The sequence below is a fragment of the Zooshikella sp. RANM57 genome (assembly GCF_050749885.1).
In the GTDB taxonomy this organism is placed as follows: domain Bacteria; phylum Pseudomonadota; class Gammaproteobacteria; order Pseudomonadales; family Zooshikellaceae; genus Zooshikella.
In genome coordinates, this window is the sequence record NZ_JBOIUB010000008.1 from 37,790 (window position 1) to 62,216 (window position 24,427).

The following is a 24,427-nucleotide window of genomic DNA, read 5'->3' on the forward strand; positions in this document are numbered from 1 at the left end:
GAAAAGCAATATAATATTACACTCATTAATACCGTTACTAGCATACTACATTATGGGTACCTATAGTTGTTTTGCATCTTAAGATAAGGCGTTTTGGAGGTAGTTCTCAAAAAGATGATTTTCTTAAGAACACTATTTTTAATTGCCTCAGCAGCCTCTATGAGTGTAATCGCTCAAGAAACGCATTTAACAGGTAAAACAATTCACTTCTGTGGAGACGGTGCAGAATGGCCTCCTTATACTTTCTGGAAACGAGTAAATGGGGAAAAGACCAAGGAAGTGACAGGTTATGATGTTGACATCATTACTGAAATTTTATCAAAGCATAAAATTAAAGCTGTATTTTTTCTTCCTCCCTGGAAACGTTGCCTACTTGAAGCGGAAAAAAACACTAACTATCAAGTGGCTTTAAGCTCTTCTTATAGTGATGAAAGGAAGACCCGTTTTCTATTCACTCAATCTTACTATTCCATAACACCAAAATTTTTCTATTCAACAAAAAAGTATCCGAACGGTCCACCAGAAATAAGCTCAGTGAAGGAACTTTTGAGCTACAAAGTATGCGGATTACATTCTTATAACTATACCGGTTTCGCGGAAGGCATTCGTAATGAAGATATTAATATGATTGCTAAAAAATTTGATCAAGTCATCTCTTTAACCTTAAAAAATCGCTGCGATCTCTTTTTGGCTCGCTATGAAATTTTGTCTGGCTTTGCCAGTATAGGTGAGGACTTTCTAAGCAAAGGTGATATTAAAGCCATGCCTATTCCTCATGGGAATGAAGATCCCTTTTACTTATTGATATCCCGAAAATTCAAATATGCTTATGAGTTAAAGGGCATTTTAGATGAGGGCTTCACTGATTTACGCCGATCTGGAAGGATGAAAACGATTCTAGAGCGGTATGTGAAGTGATATTCACTATTCAATAACTGTGAGCAATGTTTGCCCACAGTTATTGAAGTCACTTAGTTCGGTAAAACGAGCAAATGAGCATTATCATAGTGGCTCAACATTAGATCTCGCATTTCATCCGGGTTTTTACTGTTGACCACAGGGTTGTCTGCCATACCATGAGAAGAATCTTCCTCAGGATGAGCAAAAGTAATTAACCGTGATACCCAAAATCGAAATGCTGCAAACTGCAAAATCACAGGCCAGGCTAATCGTTCTTCATCAGTAAATGGTCGAACATCATGGTAAGCTTTTAACAGTGTACTCGTTCTAACTTCATCAAGTACTAAACTATCTTGTCGACACCAGTCGTTAACCGTTACAGCAATATCGTACAACCAGTAGTCATAACACGCATTATAAAAGTCGATGATGCCAGTAATACAATCTCCAGTGAATAACGCATTATCATGGAATAAGTCACCATGAATAATTCCTTGTGGAATATTCACTGTATCAAAAAACTGTTGGAAGCGTTTTAACTGCTTATTCAGTAACTCAGCATCATTAGACGAAACCAATGGTGTCAAACGCTCAACTTGAGTGACGATCCATGCCATTCCTCGTTGATTTTCTTGCTTAAGTGAACTGCCAGCCACCGCCTGATGAATCTTACCTAGCATTTCCCCAATGGCATGGCACTGCTCATTAGTCGGAATAGGGCTATGTTTTCCGGCAAGACACACCTGTAATAACGAAGGCTTACCATGCAAATCATGCAATGCTTGATCTGAAGCGTCTCGCAATGACTTTGGAATAGGCAGATTTTTGTCAGCCAACAGATCTGTCAGGCTGACAAAAAACGGCATTACGTTATGTGGTAAATACTCAAAAATAGTTAAAACATAACGCGTTATATTTTCATTGCTCTTTAAGTCAACAAAATAGTTGGTATTTTCAACCCCAGCAGCTATGCCCTCATAATGCACTAATTCCCCTAATGAATATTTACTAATAAAGTGTTCAACTTCAGCTTGGCTCAGGTGTGTATAGACCGACATAACTACTGCTCAAATTTTTTTGCTTACCACTCTAAGATTTTCCATGAAGGAATAAGCATCTCAGGGCGATCAGTTCGAATAAAATTACCTTCACCATCAGCGGCTACTAGAAAATAAGGCTTGCCCACCTTAGGTACAACTTTGATTGCGTACACGAAGCCATTGTGACGGTATTCATGAATAATTTTATCCTTACTTTCACGAATAACAACATCATTATCAGGTCTTATCGGTTCATCTTCAGCAATGACCGAAGTATTCACTGCCCCAGTAAAACAAAGTGCAAGTAAAGCTTTAATGAGTAAACGTTTCATAGGTTACCCCAGAAGTTGCATTGATGTTCCTGTAGGGTGACATGAATGTCATCCACAAACCACTCGCTTCCTTTCCTACCTCATTTTTCAACGAATAAACAAGGACAAGCTGTGAGTATAAGCACATCACTTTATAAACGTCACCTACTGTAGACTAAGTCTCTGACGATTCAACGCTGTACTGTTAACAAGCTCTTAAATAATACGACTACCATTGATTGCATCAACGTTTGAATACAAACATTATCAACTCATAATTAAAGTACGTAAGTACTTATCACATACTGCACTCAATGATTTATATCCACATGGATATATACCCAAAACGAAAGGTATAGTTGATTATCACAAATAATATACCTATAGCGAAGGGTATATCTCAGAAATGAAAAATACTTCAGCAAAGCAAAGTGTAATTTATGCCAATGATATTATTTTTGATATTACACATGTGGTGAGAAAGATATAATCCCATGTTAATTAAAAGCAACATGGGTTATACCCTTAACGTAGGGTTCTTTTGCAGATCATTCAGTGTATGCCACAATATATCCCTATTGCGAAGAGTATACATATCATCAATGCACTTTATTGTACTCTCCTCATCCATTTTTAGAGATAGCTAATTGAATCAATGACCACGCAAACACCCCAAAAACCACTTGTTCTCGTTGATGGCTCTTCTTATTTATTTAGGGCTTATCATGCTATGCCTGCATTAACCAACTCATCAGGAGAGCCTACAGGTACTGTTCGTGGTGTAATCAGTATGATTCGCCGCTTACAAAAGGATTATCCAAGTAGCTCAGTAGTGGTCATTTTTGACGCAAAAGGCCCTACATTTCGTAACGAAATATATGCAGACTATAAAGCTCATCGTCCACCGATGCCAGATGAACTTAGGGTACAAATTGAGCCTATTCACCGTATTATTAAGGCAATGGGACTGCCCTTATTGGTTATTGATGATGTCGAAGCTGATGATGTTATTGGCACACTTGCCAACGAAGCTACCACAAAAGGTATAGAGGTCATTGTTTCAACAGGGGATAAAGACCTAGCCCAGTTAGTCAGCAAACACGTTACATTGATTAACACCATGAATGATCGTGCAACAACGATTGACACCCTTCAAGAAAAGTATGGTTTTGGCCCTGAACTGTTTGTAGATTACCTTGCATTGATGGGAGATAAAGTCGATAACATACCTGGTGTTCCTGGTGTTGGTGAAAAGACAGCACTCGCTTTATTACAGGGATTGGGCAACCTTGATAGCATTTATCAACAGTTAGAGCGTATTGCTGAATTAACTTTTCGTGGCTCCAAAAGCATGGCAAAGAAACTTGAAGAGCATAAAGAGCAAGCCTATTTATCACGAACCTTAGCAACGATTAAAACGGATGTTGACCTTCCCTTCTCCCTGGAAAAACTTAAAGTAGACGAGATTAATCATGAGGAGCTGGTAACGCTCTTTACACAACTGGAGTTTAAAGGTTGGCTGGAAGAACTGCTTAGTAATCAACAAGAGACTCTGCCAGATAACAATCAGGCTCCTGCTGACTACCACACTATTTTTACTAAAAAAGAGTTTCAAAACTGGTTAGATCGGTTGAAAAAAGCACCGATCATTGCATTTGATACTGAAACCACCAGCTTAAACTACATGGATGCAGAAATTGTTGGTGTATCCTTTGCGGTGCATGCTGGTGAAGCCGCCTATGTCCCTGTTGCTCATACCTATCCAGGCAGTCCTGACCAATTGGATCGTGACTGGGTACTAACCCAATTGAAACCATTGCTGGAAGCTGAAAAACCAGGAAAAATCGGGCAAAACCTTAAATACGATATGAGTGTCTTGGCACGTTATGATATCGAGTTAAAAGGTATTGCGGCTGATACCATGCTGGAATCTTATGTATTGAATTCCACAGCCACACGACATGATATGGATAGCCTGGCATTAAAATATCTAGGTTACAAAACTACTCATTATGAAGACGTTGCTGGTAAAGGTGCTAAACAAATTACCTTTGACCAGGTTGGTATTGAGCAAGCTGCACCTTATGCAGCAGAAGATGCCGATATTACACTGCAACTGCATCATACACTGTGGCCCAAACTAGAAGCTGAGCCCAAACTGGCGTCACTATGTGACTCTGTAGAAAAGCCGCTGGTATCCGTGCTTTCACGAATGGAGCGTAATGGTGCTCTCATTGATAGTGCGCTGCTAAATAAACAATCAAAAGAGCTTGCTATACGACTTAGTGAGTTAGAACAACAAGCTTATGATGCAGCAGGGCAAACATTCAACCTGGGCTCTCCTAAACAGTTACAAGAAATATTCTTTGAAAAGCTCAAACTACCTGTGATTAAAAAGACCCCCAAAGGTCAACCTTCAACAGCAGAACCTGTATTACAGGAGCTAGCACTGGATTATCCTCTGCCCAAGCTTATCTTGGAGTATCGTGGTCTTAGCAAATTAAAATCCACCTATACTGACCGGCTACCAGAACAGGTTAATCCTCATACTGGTCGTGTTCACACTTCATTCCATCAGGCCGTCACCGCTACTGGACGCCTTTCGTCTTCTGATCCTAACTTACAAAATATTCCCATTCGTTCAGCTGAAGGCCGAAGGATTCGCCAAGCATTTATTGCCCCTAAAGGCTACAAAATTGTTTCAGCGGATTACTCACAGATTGAGTTACGCATCATGGCGCATCTTTCTGCTGACAGCGGTTTAAAAAATGCGTTTGCGCATGGCATGGATGTACATAAAGCGACGGCAGCAGAAGTATTTGGTGTACCTCACGAACAAGTCACGGACAACCAGCGGCGAAATGCTAAAGCCATTAACTTTGGCCTGATCTATGGTATGTCAGCTTTTGGGCTGGCAAAGCAGTTGGGTATTTCTCGGCAATCTGCTCAAGAATATATTGATTTGTATTTTGAGCGCTATCCTGGCGTACTGAATTATATGGAGTCAATCCGCGAGCAGGCTGCAGAGCAAGGTTATGTTGAAACGTTACTGGGCCGCCGTTTGTATCTGCCTGAAATACGCTCACGCAATGCTTTGCAACGTAAAGCCGCAGAACGCACCGCGATTAATGCCCCCATGCAAGGCACTGCGGCAGATATCATCAAGCAAGCCATGATTGCCGTTGACCAGTGGCTGTCTGAACAAAAAGTTAATGCCAAAATGATTATGCAAGTTCACGATGAACTTGTTTTTGAAGTACACGAAGAGCAAGTAACATTTCTCACCGAGAACATAAAGTCACTCATGGAGAAAACCACACGATTGGACGTCCCATTACTGGTGGATGTTGGTGTTGGTGATAACTGGGATGAAGCGCACTAAGGGGTGCTTCTTGGTAAAGACGTGTGGATTTGGTGCTTTTTTATACCGTTTATCGGGGCAAATATTTTTTTACAAAAACCAGGAACTTCTACCAACACACTCAGTCTGAACAATTAAGCGGTCGTGATGACTGACTTAACTACTCCTTATGTGTTTAGTGTTGGCACTTCCTCCGTTAAGCCCCCAAGTTAGCGGAGTCTATGAAAGCTCCAGTTGCTGATCTCCCCCAAGTAACTGGAGCATTTTTTATTGTTCTACATTAATTATTTTTTTCATCTAATAGCCAACCAGACAGCTGCTGTTTAAGCTCATCAACACCCATCTTATTTAAAGACGAAAACAACTGCAGTGAAACAAGATCACCAAAAGGCTTTAACTCACGCTTAATCTTCAACGCAGCTTGTTTTGCAGCGCCAAATTTTAGCTTATCACTTTTCGTTAAGAGGATATGGACTGGTTTTTGGTAGAATTCAGCCCACTCCAGCATTATTTGATCAAATTCTTTTAATGGATGACGAATATCCATCAACAGTATTATGCCAATCAGTGAGTCACGATTTTGTAAATAATCCTCAAGATGCTTCTGCCATTCAGCTTTAACTGCCTCAGGTACTTTAGCGTAGCCATACCCAGGTAAATCCACTAAACGATAGGTTTCTGAAAGCGCAAAAAAATTGATTAACTGAGTACGTCCGGGTGTTTTACTGGTACGCGCCAACTTTTTTGAGCCAGTGAGTGCATTCAATGCACTGGACTTCCCAGCGTTGGAACGTCCGGCAAACGCAACCTCACGACCATTATCTTCAGGGCACTGTGACAACTTGGCGGCACTTTTAATAAAAGTGGCTTGCTCAAAATTCAGGGTTTGTTGCGGTTGTTCTGAACTCATACGTTTCTCAGTTAATTACAAAATTCAAAGCTTATATCGCACATTCGATTGATCTTATCCTAACACTCCATAGCTGAATAATATCCAGAAATATGATGTTCATTAGTAGACCGTTGTTGTATGTACGTTCCCGTTAGGTTGCAGATTAGTGTATAATCCACTCGCCAAGGCGTAAGCCACTATAAAATAATGTAATTTACGCGTATTATTCGACTTCCTGCAAGCTATGCCCTCAGCAATAGGGTCGTTTAGTAAGATTGTCAAATACAGACAACTCCGATTAACACCTAACTGCAAAGGGTAAGTTCAGCTGTTGTGTGAGATTTTTTAACACGCCATACAGCCATAGTCATACAGAGCAGGTGAGATCAATAAAACAAGGCGGCCTGTAATGTAATTGCATTATAGGGATAAATAAACACTACGACTTGCTGGTACTGGATTAGCTGATGAAAAGAGTACTTTTTTTTAGCTGCATGTTGACGATGGGGGTAACGGGTCTAGTTCACGCAGCTGAAGGTGATGACACGGCAGGAAAAGCAAAATCAGCGGTATGTTCTGCTTGCCATGGTGCCACAGGCATCAGTGCTGCCCCAAACTTTCCTCACCTTGCTGGACAAGGACAACGCTACCTGCTTAAACAGCTTATGGATGTTAAGTCAGGTGCACGCAGTATTCCTGAAATGACTGGCTTTGTAGCCAATTTATCTGAACAGGATATGGCGGACATTGCAGCTTACTACGCTTCACAAAAACCCCCTGCTGGAGCTACGAAGGCAGACCAAGTTGCCTTGGGTGAACGTATTTATCGTGCAGGCCATAAAGATAAAGGCATTCCTGCCTGTACAGCGTGCCACTCACCCACGGGTAAAGGTAACGAACTGGCTGGCTTCCCACATTTATCGGGTCAATTTGCAGACTATACAGCCAAACAACTTAGAGCTTTTCGTGAAGGTGAGCGCACCAATGATGGTGACTCTAAAATTATGCGCACGATTGCAGAAAAGCTTAGTAACAAAGAGGTTGATGCTGTCGCTAGCTATGTACAGGGTTTGAGATAGTTTCATTAACATTTCAGATCGTATATCAACCTGAAAGCATAAACCCGGCATTAGCCGGGTTTATTTTTAGGTGGTCAATGCAACCATTGTTTTTTAGTGTCCATCAAAGCTATTAATTGCACCATAAAGCTCTGGACGGCGGTCACGAAATAATCCCCAGCTCTGCCTTGCTAAAGCTGCTTCGTCTAAATCTACAGTTGTGATAACTGTATGCTCCTGCACTCGATCTGCCTGGGCTAACACTTCTCCTGTATAGCCAGTGATAAAAGAGCTGCCATAATAGGTAGAATTAAATGATGTGGCAGGTTCTTGACCTATCCGGTTAGCCGCAATAACAGGCACCATATTCGCCGCACTATGCCCTTGCATGGTACGTTGCCAATGTGCTTGTGAGTCCAGTGTCGGATCTTGTGGCTCATCACCAATGGCGGTTGGGTACAGTAGTACCTCAGCACCTTGTAATACCATGACACGAGCAGCTTCAGGAAACCATTGGTCCCAACAAATACCCACCCCCAAACACCCATATTGTGTCGTCCAAACTTTAAACCCTGTATCCCCAGGTGAAAAGTAGAACTTCTCCTGATAGCCAGGGCCATCCGGTATATGGCTTTTACGATAGATCCCCATGATCTCACCTGAAGCATCAATCATGGCTAACGAATTAAAATAACTTTGCCCTGCACGCTCAAAAAAGCTTATAGGTAAAACAACCTTAAGCTGCTTAGCCAGCTTAGACATGTGTTTTAACAAGTCACTATCCTGAGCAGGCTGAGCTTGCTTAAAAAACTCAGGCTTTTGTTCTTTACAAAAATAATGACCCGCAAAAAGTTCTGGTAGCAGAATAACTTGCGCATCCTGCTGTGCAGCCGCTTTCACTAATACTGAAGCATGTTCAACATTTTTAGCATAATCATCACTGCATGCCATCTGAATGGCAGCAAATGTCACCAAACGACTCATGGCTTTATCACTCTTCTAAATAAGTGTAACCAGTTATTCCCTGACACAGTTCAGTTAATAATCGCGCTTGCTCTTCAGCATCTAGGTTAGATTGCTCCAGTTGCCTTTGATATGAAGTCATGAGCGCATCAGGCAGTTGATCTACATACTTCAACATGTTTTCAACCGTATCACCGTGCTTCACCTGATCAACATAATAATTGCCCTGTGCATCAATATGTACAGAGACCGAGTCAGTATCACCAAACAGGTTATGCATATCACCCAGAATTTCTTGATACGCTCCCACCAGAAAAAAGCCAAGTAAATAGGGCTTATCTGCCTGGTAATCAGGTAATGGTAGTGTTGACTCTAAACCTTGGCCATCCACATATTGTTTTATTACACCATCAGAATCGCACGTAATATCCTGAATGACAGCGCGCACAGAAGGTGCTTGATCAAGCCCTGAAAGCGGTAAAATAGGGAATATTTGTCCTATACCCCAAGCATCTGGCAAAGACTGAAAAAGTGAAAAATTAACGAAAAACTTATGCATCAATTTTTCATTGAGTTCATCAATAATGGCTCGATGCGCACGATTGCGATGGTTTAAATACCTTAATAACTGGGCACAGGTTGCTAAGTGTATTTCCTCCGCCAAGGCACGCTCTTGCAATGTAGTAACGCCATGAGTAAAAAGCGAGTTAACCTCAGCTATGTCATCTTGCGTATCGTGGTAAATTTCAACCAAGGCACGATCATTTCGTCGCTGACTGAGTGTTGAAAAGTCATGCCACATATTATGCAGGAGTTGATGGGCATCGGATTCAGGCTCTGTCGGCTGGGTAATTTTAGGTGCTTCAACACCAATCACATTAGTGATTAATAACGCATGATGAGCAGTCAGTGCCCGTCCAGATTCAGAAATTAAACGCGGATGTGGTAAGTCATGTTCACGACAAATTGTGCTGAACGCATAGACCACATTATTCGCATACTCCTGCATATTATAATTACTGGAGCAGTTACTTTGTGAGCGTGTTCCCTCGTAATCAATGCTTAATCCACCCCCAACATCCACTATTTGAATCGCCGCTCCCAACTGATGAAGGGCCATAAAAAAGCGTGAACATTCCCGTAGTCCAGACTGGATATCACGAATATGCGCTATTTGACTGCCCATATGGAAGTGCAATAACTGAAGATAATGAAGGGCATCATGAGTTTTAAGTCGTTCTACGACATCAAGCACCTGAGCTGCCGATAAACCAAACTTTGACTTTTCACCACAGGAGGTTTCCCATTTACCTTTACCCTGTGATGCTAATTTTGCCCGAACACCAATACGTGGTGTGACATTTAGCTCAGCGGCTTCTGATAAAATAAGGTCTAACTCTGAGATCTTTTCAATGACAATATAAACTTGATGACCAATACGTTCACCAATCAGCGCCAATCGGATATATTCCCGATCTTTATAGCCATTACAAATAATGACGGAGTTGCTTTCTTCCGCAAAACCCAGAACGGTTAATAACTCAGCTTTACTTCCTGCCTCTAAGCCCAATTGTTTGATACTTGTTTCTGCCTGACTGGCCAGCAATCCTTCAACTACCTGTCGGTGTTGATTAACCTTAATAGGATAAACAGCAACATAATCACCTTCGTACTCATACTGTGTTATTGCATTATTAAATGCATTACACAACTTATGGACTTGGTTTTGTAAAATATCAGGAAAGCGCACAAGCACTGGGAGGCGGGTATTTTGCTGCTGAAGGTTAGTGGTAAGTTCAGCTAAATTAACGGAACTTTCCTTCGTCGGGTGAACAACAACGTCTCCTTGTTCACTTACCGAAAAATAACCATTACCCCAAAATTGTACATTATACGTGTCTAGTGCATCAGACACAGTCCAATCATTATTCACTGCAAGCCCCTTAATAAAAAAAGGCGGATGGGGTTGAGTACGCAGAACGCACAATCGTTTTTGAAGCGCACTCACTCTTGGTTCTTGGGTAAAGACCCTAGCTCTTTTACTTTACAGCGATTGCATCCAACGCCTGATGGATATACTGCGGCAATGCAAACGACCCACAGTGTATTTCAGGGTTGTAATAACGGGTTTGTATACCACTCGCGTTAAAATATTTTGCAATATCTGTCGATGACTGTTCACGTAGCTGAGTATTATTTGTAGCCCACGCAAAGGTCATGATCCCACCAATGTAAGTAGGTACGGCTGCACTATAGAAGCTCACATCTTTGAAATAAGGTGTTAAACGTTGATAGGTAGTGGTTACTTCACTTAACTGCATATAAGCCACACCATTTTGCGTGACTAAAATACCACCATCCTTTAAGCATCGCTTACAACCATCATAAAAACGCGAGCTGAATAAAACCTCACCGGGTCCAACGGGGTCAGTTGAGTCGGAGATAATGACATCAAACTGCTCTTGTGTAGTATTTACAAAATCAACACCATCGGCAATCACTAACTGGGTACGTGAATCATCAAACGCACCTTTTGAGTGATTAGGTAAATACTCACGACACATATCAACTACTTGCTGATCTATTTCAACCATGGTGACATGTTCAATCTGAGGATGCTTTAATACCTCGCGCAACATCCCGCCATCGCCACCACCAATAATCAATACACGCTTTGCCTCACCATGAGCCAAAATAGGTACGTGCGCCAGCATTTCATGATAGATAAACTCATCCGCTTCCGTGGTTTGAATGATTCCATCTAATGCCATAACGCGGCCAAACACCTTGTTTTCAAAAATAATAAGGTGTTGATGTTCTGTTTTGTTCTCAAATAAAACCTTATCTACAACAAATCCCTGCAAATAATAGCTGTGCAGAGTCTCCAGATAAGTCTCTCTCTGGTCAATTTTTATCAACATTTCGAATTCCTAGCGTATCGCGTTACTTAGAGACTTTGCCACGCATCAGATCACTGATATCTGTTCGTGAAGGACTAAACGCCTGCTCTAGTATGGGAATTGCTTTATGAGGCTCAGCATCACCACACATAAAAACATCAAACGCAGCAAAATTGCGCTCAGGCCATGTATGAACACTGATATGAGACTCTGCCAGGACAGCAACACCAGAGATACCCCCATTAGGAGTAAAGTGATGAAGATGTATATGAAGCAGTGTTGCACCAGCAACTTCCACAGCATCACGTAGTGTTTTCTCCATGAGCTGAAGATCGTCAAGCTTGGTAGCCTGCCATAAGTCGATGATTAGATGAGAACCCGCAAATGTAACACCATCTCGCGTAATAAAATGGTCTTGAGAGAGAATGGATTCTGGGTGAAGATTTTCGTGGGTGGGCCAGCTATCAGTTGTAACAGGTACAACTTGAGCATGAGTAAGCGTGTTTGGCATTTAAACAAACTCCAGTCAGTAATGTGCACAGAGCATCAAGGCTGCGAACTGTGCACCATTAAACCTTTAGAACCATGGGTACCTTCTTATGTGAATTTCAGTTTTCAGTTAAAGCAATCTTGGGTATCTACCCTATCAGCCATCTTGCCGAGTATGACTCGATTGCAGGCTACTTTATAAAGATAGATTAATACTTAACGAAAACACTTATATTCAAATAAAATCTTTTTTCAAACCCAAGTAAAATTACCTGTTAGTTTATGTTAACGATAATTAGGGAGGTAGTTAAAATCAGGATCAGTGTAATACTGCCAAGTCACGCAGTATGTACGTTGGAGCCATCCCTAAAGCGTATATGTTAAAAGATTTTTCGCGGATTCTAAGCATAATCATTATAAAATGCGAGTAATTTTTTCAGGGGAAACTTGCTTAATCGCGACACCCTGTTAAAACGACAGGTGTTTTATAGTGAGCTTAAAAATATACATGCTTCTACAGCGGACACTAACAGCGTATTTAGGCGATAAGTGACACAATAAGGGAGAAAAATGGACCTGCTCCTTTAGCGCGTCCCTGCTACTATGTCTGACTTTGTTATTATGTCAGACTTTATGATGTGAGACGCATTTAAGTGAAACTTAGCACAATCAAATAACTCACGCCTCAAGGCGTTAATTTAGCTTTTTTGCTGCAGCCAGGTTAAATCTTCGCCAATAAAACAACCTCAGGATTAAGAGCGTTTTAACTCACAAGACCATAGTAACAATGAAATACCCTTCGTAGAGGGTATAGTCAGTGAGCTTTTGCAAAGATTTGTGGTCCAACTCAACACTCAACCTTAGGCAAATAAAACTCAACCACCAGGAGTGAACTAAGAATGATTAAAAACTTGTCCCGTTTATTGCTTCCTTTAGTAGTCATGCCCGTTATGGCAATTGCGGCAGAAACATTTCAAGAAGGAAAAGACTATATCGTCCTGTCCCAGCCCGTAAAAACAGCTGATGCTAACAAAGTTAACGTGACTGAAGTTTTTTCCTATAGCTGTCCTCACTGCTACAACCTGGAGTCATACATTAATAAATGGTCTGAAACACTGCCTGAAGACGTTAAGTTTGAAAAAATCCCTGCTGTTACTAAGGGCTTATGGGGTGAGCACGCACGTCTCTTTTTTACCGTTAATGCTCTAAAATTAGATAAGAAAGTGCACTCAGATATTTTTAACGCTTTTCATAAAGAGCATAATAAGCTAGCTGCACCAGAGGCTATGGCTAAGTTCTTAGCTAAATATGATGTGAAAAAGGAGTCATTCGAACAAACATTTAACTCTTTTGGCGTGAGCAGCCAAATGAACTTAGCTGCTGCTAAATTCCGTGGCTATCGTCTGACGGGAGTGCCTGCTGTCATTGTAAATGGCAAATATCGAGTCAATGCACCTAAGGACAAAGTGACGGCTGTTGCTGATTTCTTGATTGAGAAAGAAAGGGCATTGCTTAAAGAAAAAGCCGCTCCAACCACAACAGCCAAAGTAGAAACAAAAAAAGAAGACGATAACAATGAAGCAAACGTGAAGTCTTCAGCAGCCAAAGAAGACTAACCAATGGCACAATAGACCTGCTCCTCTATGACTAAAGCTATTTAATATGCGCAGTAGGTAGCGCCTGGAATGAGGTTTTTATGCTCCAGACATCCGTTAAAACGTTAAAGCAACTGGTCACTTCTCGAGAACAAGCCCAGCCTGCACTAGCGAATGTGATGTCTGAAAATACCTTGCGACCACCTACTGCGATATTAAGCAATCGACTTAGAATGCTTAGTTTTAATATCCAGGTCGGCATTAACACTCAACATTATCGACATTACGTGACACGTAGCTGGCAGCATGTCTTGCCCTCTCAACGCCGTAACGAAAACCTGGATCAAATAGCACATTTACTAAGAGAGTTTGACCTTGTGGCACTGCAAGAGGTTGATGGCGGTAGTATCCGCAGTGGCTACATAAATCAAACTGAGTACTTGGCTCGAAAAGGACACTTTCCTTACTGGTACCACCAGCTAAACCGAGACTTAGGTCGATTTGCGCAACACAGCAATGGTTTCCTTTGTCGTGCTAACCCATTACAAGTCGAAGACCACAAACTGCCTGGCCGGCTACCAGGTCGAGGTGCCATTGTGGTTCGCCTGGGGAATGAAAATGACCATATTATTATTGTCATGATGCACCTCTCTTTAAGCCAGCGCAGCCGAAATCGACAACTTTCTTATATTTGTGATCTGATTGCAGAACACAAACATATCGTCTTAATGGGTGATATGAATACACATGCAGAACAGTTATTAGAGAAAACACCACTACGCTATGGCCACCTGCGCCCTGTCCATAACGGTGAATTTACTTTCCCAAGCTGGCGCCCTTCCCGCTCCATAGACCACATACTCGTCAGTGACGAAATAAAAATTAATGAAGTGAGTGTCCTCAATAAGCGGTTATCGGATCACTTACCCGTTGCAGTCGATATCGAGCTTCCTTTTCAACTGGCTTTTCCTAACTAACGCATTAACGACATTATCTCATTCACTTACCTTGGCATACATTACCACTGTAGGCTTTTAATCTATTTTATAAATAGATTTTTAAGCGAGGCAGACTAAATGTGCCATGCTTGTAAGGGTATTTCGTTTTGTCTCTATAAAGTAAAACTAAGAAGCCTCAGAGCTATGGCATGAAACCTCGCAATAAGTCTGACCATTCTAATGACAGCTCTCCAGGTGATGATGAACGCCTACGCGCTAAGTACTTAGATGCGCTGGAGCAACTTGATAGCCTAGAGCAACAAGCTACGGGTAGCATTGATCAGTTACGTAAAACCTTATTAGTCACTATTGTGCTGTGTGAAGGCATGGCCCAGCCTTTGGATGAGCAGCTACAAACACTCAAGCAAAGCCTTAGAGGAGAAACCCTGCAACTTAATATCAGCCAGCATGTGGATAGTTTTCAACAACAAGCTGACCGTATTATTCAACAGCAGCCTCTGGCTAAATCATCTGAGGGACTGGAATCCATCTTCAGGCTTCTTCGGGATCACCCCGCTTTAGCCAGTGAAAATAAAGCAATCAAACAAAATATTAAACAACTCCAAAAGCAGTCTCTCTTTCTTGCAGAGTTTCCTGGGTATATTCAATCGCTAAAAACACTGGTCAGACAATTAAATGAGTCTGAGGTAAAACAACCTGGCTCAAAATACCAGAATACCCTCTTGGAAGAAGAAAAAGAGGATAAGGCGTCGCTAGCAAGAACGCTTCTAGAGTCAGAACCAGAACCCTCACAAACTAGTGAGCACCTTGATACAGAAGAACATTTTGTCAGTGAACCTGAACAAGCAACCTCAGAAAAACCTTCTTTTTGGAAGAAGCTGTTTAAATCTTCCAGTAAAACCAGCTTATCAAGTGACACGGCTCCTCAGTCTCTGGCAGAAGAGTTACCAACTGAACCAAGCAAAAGTGTTCTACCAGTAGAAGCCGCAGATAATTCTGATAAACAAGCGCAGATGGTCTTTAAAAGAATAGAGTCTTTGCTTAAAGAGTTTATTAACAGGCTACCCTCTGTTGACGCTCTTTCAGAGGATATTGACCTGCTAAAAACACTGCTAAATCAGCCCCTGACGTGGTACGAGCTTCTACCAACACTTGAAAGCCTGACGGCTGTCGTTGTAGCAGTCATTAATCAAAATAGGGAAGACTTCCAACACTTTTTGCAAGAGCTCAACAACCGGCTCAGTGATTTTCAGCAACGTTTAATGCAGGCTCAAGCCGGTATGAATGCCACATTGGGTGATATCAGCGCTTTACAGAGTTCAGTTCAAGACAATGTAGGCAGTATTCGTGAGTCGATTTCTTCAGCAGCCGACTTACAAAGCCTAAAACATACAGTAGAAAACCGTTTAGATAACATTCTCTCGTCAATGGAGTTTTACCATAAACAAGCTAAAGACCGTACCCAAGTTGCAGATCAACTTAATGTACTGGTAGAGCGAATTGCTAGTATGGAGCAGCATACAAAAGAGCTGCAAGCAGATTTAGTCAAAGAGCGCGACAGAGCAACCCGAGATCCTCTCACTAAACTTGCTAACAGAGGCGCCTATGAGGAGAGAGTCCAACTTGAGTTTGCACGCTGGAAACGCTATCAGGCCCCTTTAGTTATTTGTATTGCTGATATTGATTTTTTTAAGCGTATTAATGATCAGTACGGCCATCTTGCAGGGGATAAACTACTTAAAATCTTTACACAATTATTAATCAAACGATTACGTGAAGTAGATTTTGTGGCCAGGTATGGGGGTGAGGAGTTTGTGATTTTAATGTCAAATACTCCTATTGAAGATGCACAGCAAGTCATCGAAGAAGTACGTAAGCTTATTGAAACAACTCCTTTTCATTTTCAGCAAGAAGAGGTAGCGGTCACGGCATCATTTGGTTTAACTGCACTCAAGAAAGGTGATGACCCACATAGTGCATTTGCACGTGCTGATGAAGCCCTTTATAAAGCCAAACAAAGTGGGCGAAACCAATGTTGTATTGGATGATTTAGTCTTCCACGTTAGGCATACTATTCATCAGTGTACTGAGTAAGCTTCTCGCCGTATCATAAACGGTATCACCGGGTTTACCTGTTCCTGTGCCGGATACCGTCCAGATCACCTCATCTTCATCATCCTCTAAAGACGTTATTGTCAGTGATAAAGTAACAACAGGTTGAGCATTATCCTCCCCATGTTGCCACTCGGTAATTTCACCACTTAAATAAAAATCAAAGGCTTTTTTACGTGCCCATGCTTTAGCACTTTGTAAACGTGCAGCCTCATTAACAAACGTCAATTCTTTATTAGCAGCAGGCTTTGCATAATGCCCCACCTGCCTTATACCGTGGGAAGGCAACAAGACGGTGACCATTCGCTCCACTTGTTCATCAGCATCGCCCTGGTTGGTATAATTAACAAAAGGCAACAACGCCCACTGAGAGTCAGCTGTTGGTTCACTAGGTCCAAATAAGCTTGGCAATGAAAATTTTGATAGTGTGCATCCAGAAAGCATGCCTATCAAAACGGTACACACCATAAAGCGTAAAGTAGAATAAGCCATCACTCACTCTCATACTGACAGTTGACTTCAGGGTATAGCAAGTCTTCAGAGTTTGTGGCGTAAATTTGGTAAATTGATCTGTAACCATTGCAGCGCAATAATTGCAGCTGCGTTGTTAATGACTCCTTTACCTAGCAGGGTAAACGCCTCCTCTATTTTAACCACCTGAACGCGAATATCTTCCCCTTCTTCTTCGAGACCGTGAATTCCTCCCAGGTTAGAACTGTCAACTAAGCCACAAAATAATGTGAGCTTTTCTGAAGTCCCCCCTGGACTTGATAAGTACTCACAAATTGGAATGAGCTGTTGTATATCACAGTTTGCCTCTTCTTTTGATTCACGACGTGCAACCTCTTCTAATGACTCGCCAGGAGCAACAAGTCCAGCAACAACCTCCATTAACCAGGGCTGTTTATCCGCTACCAATGCCCCCACACGAAACTGTTCAACCAATACAACGGTTTCCTTCTGAAGATCCAGTAAAAGCACGCCGACAGCTTCAGGTCTTACAAAAAGTTCGCGTTGTATAACCTGACTCCAACCACCTGCAAACAACTGATGACGAAGCTGATAACAATCAACTTTAAAAAAGCCTGAAAAAACACGTTCTTGTTTAACTACTTCAACACTAGACTGATCAAATTTAGGTTGTTCAATCATAACTAAATCCACTGTTTAAACGATGGCTACATCAGAGGTAGGGACATATTCCTTAAACGACGGTAGCTTTACGAGGATCTGTAAAGGGAGGTAGTCCGCATAACCTCTGTTTATAAGTAATTTTATTAATACTTAATTAAGACCGGTATAACTGGTGTTGTTGAATGTACATTAACACGCTGGGGGTCAGCATTTTAGAAAGCTGTTGATGTAAGTTGGCTCGCACCTCACCTTCACTTTTATAGAAATTTTGAAGCTGTTCACGAACTAAAGTACTTCGCACTGCCTCCTGCTCTTTTACCACAAATGTACCCCACTGCTGTTTTATTTCATCGGCCTTATAAAATTTCTTCCACACCTCTGGTTTCGCATTATCTGGACCAAGAATAAAACGAATTTTGGTTGCAGGTGAGTACTGCTCTGACAGCAATTTTAGTACATCATAGGTATAGACTGGCTGTTGTGGCTGCTTATTCAAAATACCTTGTTCAATGGCGCATACTTCCACTTTACAGCTCAGTTTGGGTAAATCACTTATAAAGCACTGCAACAGTTCTAAGCGGGTTTGAAAATCCAGCATCTGTTTATTGAAGGCATGTGCCGCTGCTGGCAGTAACAAGATCATTGTAAAGTGAGGAGCAGCTTGCCTGATTGCATCTAAGTGACCACACGTTGGTGGGTTAAATGCCGAACCAAATACTCCAATACTGTCCTGAGTCATTCCTACAACCTTCTCGATTTAAGTAACGTTGTTATCACTTACACATATCAGATTATTTATGCCCACATCCTGCCAAACTCGCTGTATGCCTATCTATGCTCGCTTGTGTTGAGTAAGAAACGGTTACTAAACACTAAGCTTATTTTAGTATTATATAAAGGAATCAAGTTCATTTTGCTAGGTGTATACCGAATAAACTTGGGTATAACTACTAATATGTGGTGACTAGTATTTTGGTAGGATTTGCGCTGTTAAGACACTCCTTAACTTTATGGAATTTCTTCAAACGCCCTAACACCCCCAATAGTTAGGGCTTTTTTTTATGCGCAAAAAATATATGGCATTTTTTTTACAATGCCTTTGCCTTTATCTAACTTAAGATTAGGCGCCTCTCTTTTAGCTGAGCACCTTACTGACACCAGCCCTATTTGACAGATTATGATGAGTTGTCATGTCATCATTGATATACCAAGGCTTTACACTGAGTAGCTGCTTCCAGCCAATTATTAATATTCGTCATCAGCAAGTGATTGGGTATGAAGCATTTATCCGCAGCAAACCCCCACTTAATCTCCAGCAAAGTAAAACAAGCCCTGCAGCGCTGTTCAGCCTAGCGACAAGACAGAATCAACTCGTATTACTTGATCAACTTTGTCGCATAACACACTGTCAGTCGTTCTCCGCTCAGGATATTTCTGGAAACTGGCTGTTTTTCAAACAAACTGAAGCGTTAGCTAGACAAGATATCAGTCATTCGTACTTGCTCGATCATCTCTTGAAGCAAAGCCTACTCTCACCCTGTCAGTTGATTGTTGAGTTGAGCGAAAAGGCATTCAAAGATAAAGGGTTGCTTAAAGAAATTGCAAGCATCTATAAAGCAATTGGGCTACTTGTTGCTCTTGATGATATTGAGATTAGTAAGGCTACTGCTTATCACATTGAATGTATAAAACCTGATATCATCAAGTGTGATCTGCGAGATTTAAACAAAACAGAAAACCAGCATCATACCAGTCGCCTATTCACGAAACTCGTTGCCATTGCTAATGAGGCAGGTTGTCTCAGTGTAATCAGGGCAGTAGAAACTGAAAAACAGGCAGTATTAGCGTTGAGCAGTGGCATCGACTTGCTACAGGGCAACTTATTTTCATTACCATCGCCCAGCTTATATGCTGGAAGCACTACACTTCACCAACATGTACAACAGTTACAGCAATACATCTTATAGTGGATAAATGCTTATGGTAGCCCACATCTGTCTCTTAAGTGTAGGTAAATAGCACAGCGTGTTGCGTAAATCTACGGATTTTGGTAAATGCCTAGCTAAGCTAGTCTAGTTACACGTATTGAAGTTTACCCCTTTTTGTCTAAGGCAAAGTTAAGTAATATACCCTGACACTTCCCCAACTAAGGTCAGGGTTTTTTTTTATTTGAATCTTATGCCATCATACCTTCAGTGAGTGACGTTAACGTGGCCAATGAGTACCCATAACGAAGGGTATGGCCAATAAATATTGTTATTCTTCAATGAAGGCTTAATAAACTGATCTAGTATCTGTTTTAGGTGTGATGTCTTTGGTATTAGCACAACGCCACTAATAACATCCACCAAATACAGTACACTTCCAATGAAAAAACCCCTTTCATTTCATTTAATGCCTTGTATGCTTGATGACACTTGGGCCGTAAGTAAATTGCAACCTTACGTGATGCAGTATGTCTCTTTGAGGAAACATGATGTGGAGATAAGCAGCGAATGTATACCTTGAATGCTGTCAGAATTTTTACCTACAACTTCAGCCGAGCTCTGGACTTTTACAAGCATCAGCTAGGCCTGCCAGTTGAAAATGTAAATATGGAGGCACAATTCGCTGTTTTTAATACTGGCGAAACCAAACTGGTTCTTGAAACCATCTCGACGGATGGCCTGGATAAAAGCCAGTTTATTGGTCGCTTCACAGGTATTTCATTAATTGTCAAAGATATGCGTAAAACATTACGCCGTTTAAAGCGAAAGCACGTCAAGTTGTACAGCTCACCCGAAAAATTAGAAGATGGAATGAAACTAATCCACGTGTATGACCCTGACCAAAATATTTTGACTTTAGTTTCACCGCACTGATGTGGTTTATTTCACTGCATTCAAGCTAGCCAAAAAGATCCTTCACTCCAATGCTAAATAGCGAGTGAAACACACTAACGAAGTAGCCCTAAGTCACTTTCCACTTTAAGCTGCTTCGTCCTCTCACCCCTATATCCCTTATAGCAACCATTAACTTAATCTCTCAAGGTCATGGATAACTGCTGACAAAATAAACGTTCAGGGATTAATGCCAAATAGCCCATGCTTATTGACTGGTCAATAAGGTCAGCTTTACTTTGAGCATTAAATTTAGTTTTCAATTGATTGATATAAATTTCTATTGTCCGCATAGACAAACCCAATATTTGCGCAATTTCTTTTGCCGTTTTGCCTCTTATTAAGTAAAACAAACACTCAGACTGTCGTTCAGTTAACTTAACAGCCCCATAGGTTTTATCCAAAATATAACTTGATTGATTGACTAAACTGTCTCCCTGGGCTGCGCCCATTTGGATTCGTCCCAACAACGTACCAAGTTCTACAGTCGAAGCAGATGTAATATCGGCGCCGTGAAAAATAGTACCAATTATGCCGTCATTATCATCAAGTAAAGGTGTTTTAGTAAAAATATAGGCTTTCCACTCGCCACCAGCAAACGGATGAATATCTAGTATTCTTAGCTTTTTATTAGCCACTATTACTTGCTGATCCTGACGACGAAACTGTTCTGCACAATTAACTGTTTCACAAGGCATATCAAAGTCCGTTCGGCCAATGATATCAAGATGATGATTAAGACCAATCAGTCTCGCATAATCCTCATTGGCATACATAAAGTTAGACTCATCGTCCTTGCATCCCCAGGCACCGGGCAATTGATCAAAAAAACGCGCTAACTTAGAATCAACCTTTTGCATAACTTTACTCCTTTAATGTTTGCACATCGTGTTCCATTGATGGGTAATACCAGTCTATACCTAGCTCATTTGCCCACAAGCAGTCACCTAAGTCAAAATGCCACCACTCACAAGAAAAATTAACAAACCCGTATGATTTCATTAAACCAAACAATAGACGACGATTGTCGCGTATAGTTAGCCATTCTGACTCATTAAATAAAGTTTGGCTACGATCATAAGGCTGCTCAAAATAATCCGTAACGGCAAGTGGTGTCTGCTCATCAAACCCAGACCCAAAATTCAACTGATGCCCCGTACTTACGTCAAAGAGCGCTAAGTCAATAGCACCACCTGAGTTATGAGGAGGGATTGCGAAACGCGACGGCTCATCAGGATGAGCGACAAATTTCCTGACCTCGGCATTTAGCTCACTTTCAGTGAATGCAGGATAACGACATCGTATATCCTTTGAAATAGATTCAAAAAGTGAATGCTGCGTTGCAATAGAGCGAAACGCATCAAAAACGATTATACCCAGAGTATCTGGCAGAACAGTTAATAATGCCTGCAAACGTATTGCAACCACCTCTCGGCAATACATACGCTCAGCACAACCATAATGGCCTTCATGAAAGTAGCAGTTTGCTAACTTTAACCGTAATAATGGCTTCAGTTCAATTGCCTGATTGTGGTGTTGTAACTCACACAACTGATCACTAGATACCCTAGAATAATGATGCTCGATTGGCGTTCTTATCACTGTAGACAGCTTATCTTCCATAAAAGCTACTCTATTAATATCCTTAAAAAAAACAATCCTATATTATCGCCATTTAACCCTCATGAAAAACAAATGAAAGGCTCTATAGCGCTAATGTGAATGGTTTTTAAGCCAGGCCGTCAAGCAACGAAGTGCCATGAACTTATAGAAATAGGCGAAGAGGGTGGGGGGTAATGGCAATACTACCTATAATTGATTCACAAAGGGTATAACTAACCATTGAGTAGTACGTTTACTTGGCCGTGACACTACTGTCACGGCCACACATGTTTTTATCTAAAAAACATTAATAATTTCCTTGTAACCAAAAGTTATACAGAGAAGTTTACTCAAGATTAAATGTGGCTTTTGATGGAAAAGGATAACGTGCTTTTATCTCTTTTACTTTAGCAATCCACTGATGCTTCTTAGCATCAGCATTACCAGGGTTAACGATAAGGTCATAATCATATTCATTTTTTAAAGGGTCAGCTTCTTTTATATAGTCACTTCTTCGTTTAGCGCTCACACTATTTATCGTTTCATTATATTTATCATTATTATTTTTAATACGCCAAATTCCATTTTCTAAGATCAATTCATCATCGAAATCACATACTAATGGCTGCCATGTTGAGTTATGTTGGATGATATGTTTTATACCCGTTTCATCAATGAAGAATTTTTTATATTGAGATATACTTACTATGTCTTCGCCATTAAAGCGTAGAGTATATAGTTTATGATTTTGCAAATAAACGGGTATTTCAAGGCCATCACATTGGCCTTTAGCTATACCAACGATTAAATCTTTATCAGTAATTGCTTTCATTTTTTATGCTTCCCAACGGACTCTTGCAGATAAATAACCACTAGTACCCTTTGTCTGATTCCAGGAAACCATTTTCAAATATGCATTATATCGCGTATTTTCTATACCAATTTCTCCAAATGCATCTGGAACAATTCCATAGTCTGTTTTTACATTATTATCAGGATCATGCATTCCCACCACATAGCCTCGAGGAGTTCTAGACCAATTAATTCTCGTTTCTAAGCTCTTGCCATCCACAATATTTATAAATATACCATCAGTCATTAGATTAGCAGAATTTATTAAGCTTATAATTCCTTCTCTACCAATCTTACATACCAACATATCATCATACTGAGTATCAAATAACTTATCTATTTCATCCAACTTTTCAGGATTATACTTATTACCTTCCAAGTCATTTAATGAAAATCCGGTATCAGGGCTCCACCTTAAATGATAGGTTTTATTATTATCGATATTAAAAGTCCGTTGCGCTTCTGTATAATTTTCTGTAGGGAAGTCCTTATGTCCACGCCATCTAATCACTTGGCCTTTATCAATTGTTATTGTGCCATTCCCATTCTTGGTAACCGTTAAACGGTGATCTTTATTTAATACCTCTGGATAAATCGGTAATCTCGATAGCTCGGCTGATATTTGTTTTTGACTTGAACTATACTCTTCTTTCTTTAAATACTGCTTGTGAGGATTACTATCGTGTAAATGCTCATTAAACCTATCAGAAACAAAACCTTGTGATGCTAAAACTACAGATGGGTCAACCTTTAACTGAACATTTTCAGCGTTAGATACTTCAAAAAGTACTTTCAAATAAAGGCTGCTACCTGATCCCTGGGTAAGTTTTGGTTTATACGTTTTAGGATATCCACCAATAACGACTAAATCGCCTTCATCATCAACAATACCAAATTCTGTGATATACCAGCCACCAATATCTTCAGGAATAACGGCTTCAACAGCTAAATAATTTTCATTTTTACTGTCTGCGTAAATACGGTTGATATTCCCTTCCCAGCGTAGATTAACAAGCTGCGTATCATCTTCTGTAGGAAAAACCTCTTTGCCTTTTTTATCACCACCATCACCTACTTGTATTTTGGATAAATTTAGCGTTTTCCCAAGTACATGATAATTGACCACTTTAGCCTTACCTACCTGAGTCAGTAGGCTATAAAACTGTTGTTCCATATATGTTACCCAATCATCGTCTCAAATAGACATCACTCTGCCTTGCGTCTTGATGGGTCTTATTATCCCTGCTAATGACGCTGATGATCAGGTGAAATATTTCACAACTTTCACAGCAACCAATACTATTTAATGACAACAAACAGCTTATGCATTATTCAGTAAAATCTAAGCTTCCAAGCTTTATACTTTGTGGGTAAACTGTC

Annotated in this window: 22 protein-coding genes; 8 read left to right on the top strand and 14 right to left on the bottom strand. The window is 40.8% G+C overall.

All coding sequences use genetic code 11. The features are described 5' to 3' along the window. Positions 1-159 precede the first annotated feature (159 nt). Positions 160-918 (top strand): substrate-binding periplasmic protein, encoded by a 759-nt coding sequence (locus ACQ96U_RS16805; RefSeq protein WP_431722418.1) that lies wholly within the window; start codon positions 160-162, stop codon positions 916-918. 53 nt (positions 919-971) lie between these two features. On the opposite strand, the gene ACQ96U_RS16810 is transcribed toward ACQ96U_RS16805, so the two are convergent. Together ACQ96U_RS16810 and ACQ96U_RS16815 are read right to left on the bottom strand one after the other, a co-directional pair. Further along, positions 972-1,958: a homoserine kinase gene (locus ACQ96U_RS16810; RefSeq protein ID WP_431722419.1), complete on the bottom strand. Its 987-nt coding sequence runs from the start codon at positions 1,956-1,958 to the stop codon at positions 972-974. A 23-nt stretch (positions 1,959-1,981) separates the two neighbouring features. Then, positions 1,982-2,272 carry a DUF2782 domain-containing protein gene (locus ACQ96U_RS16815; protein WP_431722420.1) on the bottom strand — a complete coding sequence of 97 codons (291 nt, stop codon included), beginning with the start codon at positions 2,270-2,272 and terminating at the stop codon, positions 1,982-1,984. Positions 2,273-2,906: 634 nt separating this feature from the next. Between ACQ96U_RS16815 and polA the strand changes: the two genes are divergently transcribed. Next, positions 2,907-5,633: a DNA polymerase I gene (gene polA / locus ACQ96U_RS16820; protein ID WP_431722421.1), complete on the top strand. Its 2,727-nt coding sequence runs from the start codon at positions 2,907-2,909 to the stop codon at positions 5,631-5,633. A 259-nt stretch (positions 5,634-5,892) separates the two neighbouring features. On the opposite strand, the gene yihA is transcribed toward polA, so the two are convergent. Beyond that, a complete protein-coding gene (gene yihA, locus ACQ96U_RS16825) occupies positions 5,893-6,522 on the bottom strand; it encodes a ribosome biogenesis GTP-binding protein YihA/YsxC (protein ID WP_431722422.1) in 630 nt (209 codons plus the stop codon). Positions 6,523-6,971: 449 nt separating this feature from the next. Here yihA and ACQ96U_RS16830 point away from each other — a divergent pair, with 449 nt between their 5' ends. Continuing rightward, complete coding sequence (locus tag ACQ96U_RS16830) at positions 6,972-7,583, top strand: c-type cytochrome (RefSeq protein ID WP_431722423.1); 612 nt, start codon at positions 6,972-6,974, stop codon at positions 7,581-7,583. A gap of 93 nt (positions 7,584-7,676) precedes the next feature. Here ACQ96U_RS16830 and aguB read toward each other — a convergent pair whose 3' ends face one another. The 4 genes from aguB to speD form a co-directional block, all read right to left on the bottom strand. After that, complete coding sequence (gene aguB / locus ACQ96U_RS16835; RefSeq protein WP_431722424.1) at positions 7,677-8,546, bottom strand: N-carbamoylputrescine amidase; 870 nt, start codon at positions 8,544-8,546, stop codon at positions 7,677-7,679. A 7-nt stretch (positions 8,547-8,553) separates the two neighbouring features. Further along, positions 8,554-10,458 carry a biosynthetic arginine decarboxylase gene (speA, locus tag ACQ96U_RS16840; RefSeq protein WP_431722425.1) on the bottom strand — a complete coding sequence of 635 codons (1,905 nt, stop codon included), beginning with the start codon at positions 10,456-10,458 and terminating at the stop codon, positions 8,554-8,556. A 106-nt stretch (positions 10,459-10,564) separates the two neighbouring features. Then, the gene (gene speE, locus ACQ96U_RS16845; RefSeq protein WP_431722426.1) at positions 10,565-11,446 is read right to left on the bottom strand and encodes a polyamine aminopropyltransferase; all 882 of its coding nucleotides are present in this window, start codon (positions 11,444-11,446) and stop codon (positions 10,565-10,567) included. Between the two features lie 22 nt (positions 11,447-11,468). Further along, entirely contained in the window at positions 11,469-11,936 is a 468-nt protein-coding gene (gene speD / locus ACQ96U_RS16850) for an adenosylmethionine decarboxylase (RefSeq protein WP_431722427.1), read from the bottom strand. 877 nt (positions 11,937-12,813) lie between these two features. Between speD and ACQ96U_RS16855 the strand changes: the two genes are divergently transcribed. The 3 genes from ACQ96U_RS16855 (at position 12,814) to ACQ96U_RS16865 (ending at position 16,516) form a co-directional block, all read left to right on the top strand. Next, positions 12,814-13,530, top strand: coding sequence for a thiol:disulfide interchange protein DsbA/DsbL (locus ACQ96U_RS16855; protein WP_431722428.1), 717 nt, complete (start codon positions 12,814-12,816; stop codon positions 13,528-13,530). An 80-nt stretch (positions 13,531-13,610) separates the two neighbouring features. Then, entirely contained in the window at positions 13,611-14,486 is an 876-nt protein-coding gene (locus ACQ96U_RS16860; protein WP_431722429.1) for an endonuclease/exonuclease/phosphatase family protein, read from the top strand. A gap of 170 nt (positions 14,487-14,656) precedes the next feature. After that, the gene (locus tag ACQ96U_RS16865; RefSeq protein WP_431722430.1) at positions 14,657-16,516 is read left to right on the top strand and encodes a GGDEF domain-containing protein; all 1,860 of its coding nucleotides are present in this window, start codon (positions 14,657-14,659) and stop codon (positions 16,514-16,516) included. A 1-nt stretch (position 16,517) separates the two neighbouring features. Here the strand turns inward: ACQ96U_RS16865 and ACQ96U_RS16870 are convergent, their stop codons facing one another. From ACQ96U_RS16870 to ACQ96U_RS16880, 3 genes are all read right to left on the bottom strand, one after another. Further along, positions 16,518-17,072 carry a hypothetical protein gene (locus ACQ96U_RS16870; protein WP_431722431.1) on the bottom strand — a complete coding sequence of 185 codons (555 nt, stop codon included), beginning with the start codon at positions 17,070-17,072 and terminating at the stop codon, positions 16,518-16,520. A gap of 45 nt (positions 17,073-17,117) precedes the next feature. Further along, positions 17,118-17,732: an NUDIX domain-containing protein gene (locus ACQ96U_RS16875; protein ID WP_431722432.1), complete on the bottom strand. Its 615-nt coding sequence runs from the start codon at positions 17,730-17,732 to the stop codon at positions 17,118-17,120. Between the two features lie 136 nt (positions 17,733-17,868). Beyond that, positions 17,869-18,453: an adenylyltransferase/cytidyltransferase family protein gene (locus ACQ96U_RS16880; RefSeq protein ID WP_431722433.1), complete on the bottom strand. Its 585-nt coding sequence runs from the start codon at positions 18,451-18,453 to the stop codon at positions 17,869-17,871. Positions 18,454-18,904: 451 nt separating this feature from the next. On the opposite strand from ACQ96U_RS16880, the gene ACQ96U_RS16885 reads away from it, so the two are divergent. After that, positions 18,905-19,681: an EAL domain-containing protein gene (locus tag ACQ96U_RS16885; RefSeq protein WP_431722434.1), complete on the top strand. Its 777-nt coding sequence runs from the start codon at positions 18,905-18,907 to the stop codon at positions 19,679-19,681. A gap of 528 nt (positions 19,682-20,209) precedes the next feature. After that, positions 20,210-20,575, top strand: a complete 366-nt coding sequence (locus ACQ96U_RS16890; protein ID WP_431722435.1) for a VOC family protein — start codon at positions 20,210-20,212, stop codon at positions 20,573-20,575. A gap of 155 nt (positions 20,576-20,730) precedes the next feature. Here the strand turns inward: ACQ96U_RS16890 and ACQ96U_RS16895 are convergent, their stop codons facing one another. From ACQ96U_RS16895 to ACQ96U_RS16910, 4 genes are all read right to left on the bottom strand, one after another. Beyond that, a complete protein-coding gene (locus ACQ96U_RS16895; RefSeq protein WP_431722436.1) occupies positions 20,731-21,453 on the bottom strand; it encodes a helix-turn-helix transcriptional regulator in 723 nt (240 codons plus the stop codon). Positions 21,454-21,457: 4 nt separating this feature from the next. Beyond that, positions 21,458-22,216, bottom strand: a complete 759-nt coding sequence (locus ACQ96U_RS16900; protein WP_431722437.1) for a M15 family metallopeptidase — start codon at positions 22,214-22,216, stop codon at positions 21,458-21,460. A gap of 325 nt (positions 22,217-22,541) precedes the next feature. Then, entirely contained in the window at positions 22,542-23,027 is a 486-nt protein-coding gene (locus tag ACQ96U_RS16905) for a hypothetical protein (RefSeq protein ID WP_431722438.1), read from the bottom strand. Between the two features lie 3 nt (positions 23,028-23,030). Continuing rightward, on the bottom strand, positions 23,031-24,221 hold the full coding sequence (locus ACQ96U_RS16910) for a phage tail protein (protein ID WP_431722439.1): 1,191 nt from the start codon (positions 24,219-24,221) through the stop codon (positions 23,031-23,033). Positions 24,222-24,427: the final 206 nt, after the last annotated feature.